General features: G+C 70.2%; 8 protein-coding genes. 6 read left to right on the top strand and 2 right to left on the bottom strand.

Annotated elements, in window-relative coordinates; translation table 11 throughout:
* Positions 1-47: 47 nt before the first annotated feature.
* Genes L2C96_RS33030 through L2C96_RS33040 form a run of 3 tightly spaced genes read left to right on the top strand, consistent with a single transcriptional unit; the run spans position 48 to position 3,119 of the window.
* Positions 48-824: a glutaminyl-peptide cyclotransferase gene (locus L2C96_RS33030; RefSeq protein ID WP_020416902.1), complete on the top strand. Its 777-nt coding sequence runs from the start codon at positions 48-50 to the stop codon at positions 822-824.
* A 41-nt stretch (positions 825-865) separates the two neighbouring features.
* Positions 866-2,596 carry an MFS transporter gene (locus tag L2C96_RS33035; protein ID WP_020416903.1) on the top strand — a complete coding sequence of 577 codons (1,731 nt, stop codon included), beginning with the start codon at positions 866-868 and terminating at the stop codon, positions 2,594-2,596.
* A gap of 22 nt (positions 2,597-2,618) precedes the next feature.
* A complete protein-coding gene (locus L2C96_RS33040) occupies positions 2,619-3,119 on the top strand; it encodes a DUF2771 family protein (RefSeq protein WP_027935695.1) in 501 nt (166 codons plus the stop codon).
* Positions 3,120-3,371: 252 nt separating this feature from the next.
* Here the strand turns inward: L2C96_RS33040 and L2C96_RS33045 are convergent, their stop codons facing one another.
* Positions 3,372-3,758: a cold-shock protein gene (locus tag L2C96_RS33045; RefSeq protein WP_017985244.1), complete on the bottom strand. Its 387-nt coding sequence runs from the start codon at positions 3,756-3,758 to the stop codon at positions 3,372-3,374.
* A gap of 163 nt (positions 3,759-3,921) precedes the next feature.
* Here L2C96_RS33045 and L2C96_RS33050 point away from each other — a divergent pair, with 163 nt between their 5' ends.
* A complete protein-coding gene (locus L2C96_RS33050) occupies positions 3,922-4,152 on the top strand; it encodes a hypothetical protein (protein ID WP_017985245.1) in 231 nt (76 codons plus the stop codon).
* Here L2C96_RS33050 and L2C96_RS33055 read toward each other — a convergent pair.
* Positions 4,109-4,741 carry an HAD family hydrolase gene (locus L2C96_RS33055; RefSeq protein WP_237338985.1) on the bottom strand — a complete coding sequence of 211 codons (633 nt, stop codon included), beginning with the start codon at positions 4,739-4,741 and terminating at the stop codon, positions 4,109-4,111. The two genes, L2C96_RS33050 and L2C96_RS33055, sit on opposite strands and share 44 nt — an antisense overlap.
* Positions 4,742-4,859: 118 nt before the next feature.
* Here L2C96_RS33055 and L2C96_RS33060 point away from each other — a divergent pair, with 118 nt between their 5' ends.
* The gene (locus L2C96_RS33060) at positions 4,860-5,465 is read left to right on the top strand and encodes a TetR/AcrR family transcriptional regulator (protein ID WP_020416907.1); all 606 of its coding nucleotides are present in this window, start codon (positions 4,860-4,862) and stop codon (positions 5,463-5,465) included.
* Between the two features lie 5 nt (positions 5,466-5,470).
* Positions 5,471-6,433, top strand: coding sequence for a R2-like ligand-binding oxidase (locus L2C96_RS33065; RefSeq protein ID WP_020416908.1), 963 nt, complete (start codon positions 5,471-5,473; stop codon positions 6,431-6,433).
* Positions 6,434-6,514 lie beyond the last annotated feature (81 nt).

Genomic DNA, 6,514 nt, shown 5'->3' on the forward strand with positions numbered 1-6,514 from the left:
CCCAATTGTGCCCCGCGCGCCTCCGGCCGCCGTGTCAGGGTGGAGGCGTGCGCACCCTGATCACCTTGACCCTCGCCACGGTCGTCGCGCTCGCGGGCTGCGCGGCGGCCGCACCGCCCGCGCCGGCTGCGGTTCCGCAGCTCACGGTGCAAGTGCTGGAGACGCTGCCGCACGATCCGGCGGCGTTCACGCAGGGCCTCGAGTTCTCCGGCGCCACCCTGTACGAGGGCACCGGGCTGGTCGGGCAGTCGTCCGTGCGGGCGGGCGCGCCCGGGCAGCCGCCCACCACGCGCGTGGACCTGCCCGCGCCGCTGTTCGGCGAGGGCATCACCGTCACCGGGCCGACCCTGTGGCAGCTGACCTGGCAGAACGGCGTCGCGATCGAGCGGGACGCGCGGACGCTCGCCGAGCTGCGGCGGGTGCCCTACGACGGCGAGGGCTGGGGGCTGTGCCACGACGGCGGCCGTCTGGTGATGAGCGACGGCTCCGACCGGCTCACCTTCCGCGACCCGGCGACGTTCGCGGTGACCGGCGAGGTCACCGTGCACTACGGCGAGCAGACCTTTTCGCAGCTCAACGAGCTGGAGTGCGCCGGCGGCGCGGTGTACGCGAACGTGTGGCAGACCGACCGGATCCTGCGGATCGACCCGGCGACCGGCGAGGTGACCGGGCAGATCACCGCGGCCGGGCTGCTCACCCCGGCCCAGGCATCGGCCGCGGACGTGCTCAACGGCATCGCCGCGGTCCCCGGCACGGACGAGTTCCTGATCACCGGGAAGCTCTGGCCGGTGATGTTCCGGGTGAAATTCGTGCCCGCTTCCTGATCACCGAGCGCGTCGGCCCAGGAATACGGCAAGATTGACGTGTGGGGCGCAAACGGAAGTGGACACCGGCACCGGGTGCCGGGCAGCCGTGGCGCGCCCAGGGGCGCTTCTACCCGGAGTCGGCCGCGGTGCCGAACGCGGACGAGGCGCCGACGAGCGCGTTCCCGGCAGGCGGGCGCACACCCCCGCCGCCACCGCCGCGTGGCGCGCGGCCGTACCCGCCGCGACAGGGCCCGCCGCCGCAGCAGCGGCCGTGGCACAGCGAGCCGCCGCCCCGCCGCACCGAGCCGCTCTACGAGCACTACAACACCGACGGGTACGCGGACAACAGCGCGCGCCCAGAGCCGGAGCCGGCCGCGGAGCACCGCACGGAGGCGACCGCCGGGCCGCTGCCCCGGATGCCGAAGAAGCTGACCGTCACCCGCGTCGCCGCGCTGCGCAGCCGCGAGCTGGGCGGCCGCGCGGTCGGCATGTTCCAGCGCGCGACGAAGGCCGACGGCGCCGACAAGTCCGGCCTCACCTCACTGACGTACGCGGTGATGCTGAACTACGCCAGCGACGCGGCGATGGCCATCGCGCTGGCCAACACCCTGTTCTTCGCGGCCACCAGCGGCGAGGGCCGCGGCAAGGTCGCGCTGTACCTGCTGATCACCATCGCGCCGTTCGCGCTCGTCGCGCCGGTCATCGGCCCGCTGCTGGACCGGATCCAGCGCGGCCGCAGGCTGGCGATGTGCCTCACCTCGGTCGGCCAGGTGCTGATGGCCGTGCTGATGGCGCTGCACTTCAACGACTGGGGCCTCTACCCCGCCGCGCTCGGGAAGATGGTGCTGTCCAAGTCGTTCACGGTGCTGAAGTCGGCGGTCACCCCGCGGGTGGTGCCGCCGGACATCACGTTGTCCAAGACCAACGCGCGGCTGACGGTGTTCGGGCTCGCGGCGGGTGGTGTGTTCGGCGCCATCGCCTCCGGCGTTAACGCGCTGTTCGGGTCCGCGGGCGCCCTGTGGTTCACCGCGTTGATCTGCGCGGCGGGCGCCGTGCAGGCGATGCGGATCCCGGCGTGGGTCGAGGTGACCGAGGGCGAGGTCCCGGCGACGCTCAAGGCCCACCCGGCGAAGAAGAAGAAACGACAGCCGCTCGGCAGCGACGTGGTGCTCGCCCTGTGGGGCAACGGGACCATCCGCATCCTCACCGGGTTCCTGATGATGTTCGCCGCCTTCGCGGTGAAAGCGCAGGCGGAACAGACCGGGCAGACCCCGTTCATGCAGCTGCTGCTGCTCGGCCTGATCGGCGGCGCGGCCGGGGTCGGCGGGTTCGTCGGCAACGCGCTGGGGTCGCGGCTGAGTTTCGGGCACCCCAGCCAGGTCGTCCTCGGCTGCGTGGGCGCGGCGCTGGCCTCGACGATCCTCGCGGCGGTCATGGCCGGGATCGTCACGGCCGCGATCGTCGGTCTCGTCGGCGCGACGGCCAGCGCGCTGGCGAAGATCAGCCTCGACGCGGTGATCCAGCGCGACCTGCCGGAGGAGTCGCGGGCGTCGGCGTTCGGCCGGTCGGAGACGGTGCTGCAGCTGGCGTGGGTGTTCGGCGGCGCGATCGGGCTGCTGCTGCCGCCGACGTACTGGATCGGGTTCCTGGTGGTGTCGATCCTGCTGGCGGTGGGGCTGGCGCAGACGTTCCTGCTGGAGCGGGGCTCGTCGCTCCTGCCGGGGCTGGGCAGCAGGCGGGACCGCAGGCCGGCGCGGACCGGCAACGGGGCCGCTCCGCGCGTGCAGTGAGCCGACCCGTAGGGTTTCCGGCATGCGGCGAACTTTGCTGTTGCTGTCGGCCGGGGCGCTGGCGCTGACCGGGTGCTCCGCCACGGTCGGCCCGCCCGAGGTCACGTTCTTCGGCGACGGCCACACGGTCAACGCCGAGCCGATCGTGAACTGCGACGCGCTGTTGAAGTCGTGCTCGGAGAACCCGGACGCCGCCGTGAGGCTGAAGGTGCGCCCGGGCAAGCCGGTGCAGATCTCCGTGCCCTCCGAGATCGGCGACACGCCCTGGCTGGTGAACGTCCAGTACGCCAACGCCAAGGGCGAACTGCAGCCGGTGAAGCAGCAGTTCTTCTCGCCCGGGGACAAGCTGGCCTACACGGCCACCGGAGCCGCGCCGGACGACCAGCTGGTGGTGGTCGAGGTGCAGCAGCTCGGGGCTGCGTATGCGGCTGATCAGGCTGGGAATCCGATCCTGGACGAGAACGGGAATCCGCAGTTGGTGGCGCGGGCTTTCTGGTCTCTTCAGGTTGAGCCGGGTTCGTAGGGCCCGCTACGCGGGTGTTTAGGGCGTCGGGCTTCGCTTCGCTACGCCCGGATCTGCCCCTCCCGAACCCGATCTTTCAGTGTTCGGTTGCCGAGACACCGGGTCAAGGCGGGAAAGCGTGCCTTGACCCGGTGGCTCGGCAACCGATTTGGCTGGGGATCGGGTTGCGGGAGAGGGGTGGCTCGTGAGGTGAGCAGCTTGCGTGGCCGGGTGCGGTTGTGTGGTGGCCGGCGGCTCCCTCTGTGACCCGGCTTACGGGTCGAGGTCGCGGGCCACCGCGCGCATCACTTCCGCGATCCGCTTGGTGTTCTTGCGGTCGGGGTAGCGGCCGCGGCGCAGGTCCGGCTGCACCTTCATCTCGAGCAGCTTGATCATGTCCTCGATCAGGCCGTGCAGCTCCTCCGCCGGGCGGCGGCGCGCTTCGGCGACCGAGGGCAGGCTGTCGATCAGCCGAACGGACAGGGCCTGCGGGCCACGACGGCCGTCGGCTACGCCGAACTCCAGCCGCTGGCCTGCCTTGAGTGCCTCGACCCCTTGGGGGAGCGCGGTCTTGCGGATGTAGACGTCCTGGCCGCCGTCCTGGGTGACGAAACCGAACCCCTTCTCCGCGTCGTACCACTTGACCTTGCCGGTCGGCACTGCCCTCACCGTTCCTTCGCTCTGAGTAAGTCATCTCGCGTACCGGCGGCACGTGACCGCCCTGCACGACGAACGCGCCCTGGGCGTACCCAGGACGCGTATCCGCCAGCCTATCCCGGTATGCGCCCTCCGGTGAAGAAGATATGGGTTCTAACCTTGTGCCATGGATACTCCGGCCAAGACTTCCCCGCGCAAGCCGTTCCTCATGCGGCTCGGGATCGGTGTGTTCGCCGTCGGCGTGCTGGCCGTGCTGGCTGTGTTCGTCCTGTTCGCGTTCGGCCTGCGGGACCTCCCGGTGTGGCTGAGCGCCGTCGCCGGGGTGGCCACTCCCCTCGGCATCGCCCTGTCGCTCATCTCACTGGTTCGCGAGCACCGGAAAGCGGCTGCCGGCTGAGCCAGGCCGGGAACTCCGCCAGGCTCTCGAAGACCACCTCGGCCCCCGCCTCCAGCAACTCGTCGCGGGTGCAGGGGCCCGTCGTCACACCCACCGGCACCGCACCGGCCGCCAGCGCACCCCGCACGTCACCCAGATGATCACCGGCGTAGATCGTCGCGCCGTGCTCGCGCAGCGCCACCGCCTTGCCGTCCGACCACAGCTCGCCCACGAGCACGTCGACGGCGAGGCCGAGCGCCTTCACGTGCAGCGCCGCGTTCGGGCCGTACTTGCCGGTGACGACGACCGTGCGACCGCCGGCCTCGTGCACCGCGGCGAGCGCCTCGTGCGCGCCGGGCAGGGCGACGGTCTCCGGGATCACGATCTCCGGGTACAGCTGGCGGAACCGGTCGACGAGCGCGCCGATGCGTTCTTCGGGCGCGCCGAAGTCACGCAGCACCATGTCCAGCGGCGGGCCGAGGTTGGCGGCGAAGTGCTCACCGTCCAGCGGCAGGCCCGCCTCCTCGCCGAGCGCGTTCATCACCGCGACCATGCCCGGCCGTGGATCGATGAGCGTCATGTCCAGGTCGAATCCGACGGCTGTTCCCACGACAGCCACGGTAGCCGGACCCACCGACAGTTCCGGGCCGCGTCTCACAAGCGCTTTACATTGACGCCGTTCGGGTCAACTTCCTTGACACCAGAACAACGTGTGTCAAGCTGTTCTTGTGACTGAGATCACCGACTCGTTCGTGGAGCGGACCAGGACTTCGCTCCGGGAGACCCTGCTCGACGCTGCGGCCGACATCCTGGCGGCGCGGGGCTACGCGGCCCTGCGGATGGCGGACGTGGCGTCGGCGGCGGGGGTCAGCCGTCAGACGGTCTACAACGAGTTCGGCAACAAGAACGCGCTCGTGCAGGCGGTCGTCCTGCGCACCACGGGCGAGTTCCTGGACGGCATCCACCAGCGGTTCGCGTCGGCGCCCGATCTGCTGACCGGCATCCGGGGCGCCGTCACCTACACGATCGAACACGCCAGGGAGAACCGCCTGGTCGCCTCCGCGCTGGGCACGCCCCAGGGCGAGGACCTGCTGCCGCTGCTCACCACCCGGGGTGAGCCGGTGCTGTCCGCGGCGATGGCCACCGCCGCGACGCACTACCGCCAGTTCCTGCCCACCCTCAGCACCGAGGCCGCGAACCTGCTCGCCGAGACCGCGGTGCGGCTCTCGTTGAGCCACCTGGTGCTGCCGACCCATTCCGCGGCCGAGGCGGCCGACCTGGTCTGCGCCGCGCTCGCACCGGCCATCACCCACTACTCGTCCACAATGGAGTGAGCGACATGACTGGAACCCTGCCCGCGCACCGCACCGGATTCGCCTCGCTGCGCCGGGGCGGGCTGAACTGGGATTCGTTCCCGTTGCGCCTGTTCGTGAAGGGGAACCGGAAGTTCTGGAACCCGGCCGACATCGACTTCAGCAAGGACGCCGAGGACTGGCAGACCCTCACCGACGAGGAGCGCCGGTCGTCGACGTACCTGTGCGCGCAGTTCATCGCCGGCGAGGAGGCGGTGACGGAGGACATCCAGCCGTTCATGAAGGCGATGGCCGCCGAGGGCCGGTTCGGCGACGAGATGTACCTGACCCAGTTCTGCTTCGAGGAGGCCAAGCACACGGAGGTCTTCCGCCGGTGGATGGACGCGGTGGGGCTGACGGAGGACCTGACCTCGTACGTGAGTGAGAACCCGCACTACCGCAAGCTGTTCTACGAGGAACTGCCGGAGTCGCTCGCCGTGCTGGAGCACGACCCGAGCCCGCTGAACCAGATCCGCGCGAGCGTCACCTACAACCACGTGATCGAAGGCAGCCTGGCGCTGACGGGCTACTACGCGTGGCAAAAGGTCTGCACCACGCGCGGCATCCTGCCCGGCATGCAGCAACTGGTGAAACACATCGGCGACGACGAACGTCGCCACATGGCGTGGGGCACCTTCACCTGCCGACGACACATCGCGGCCGACGATTCCCTGTGGGACGCGGTCCAGCAGCGCATGGGCGAACTGCTGCCGCACGCGCTCGGGATGATCCAATGGGTGCAGGACCAGTTCGAAGAACCGCGCCCGTTCGACAACGACCCGCAGGAGTTCATCGAGTACGCGGCCGACCGGGCACAACGCCGCCTAGGCGCCATCGAATCGGCACGGGGCGTTCCGGTGGGCCAGATCGACCTCGACTACTCCCCCGAGCAACTGGAAGAAACGTTCGGCGAAGAAGACGCCAAAGCACTGGCAAACGCAGTGAGCTAAGCGCGCAGCGCAAGGCTTTGAACCAAAACCCGAGCTGGGTGGTCATCCCGTCGCCTGACACGCAACGATCACCTTGAGCCA

Origin of the sequence: Amycolatopsis tucumanensis (assembly GCF_021654135.1) — a bacterium.
Taxonomy (GTDB): Bacteria; Actinomycetota; Actinomycetes; order Mycobacteriales; family Pseudonocardiaceae; genus Amycolatopsis_E; species Amycolatopsis_E tucumanensis.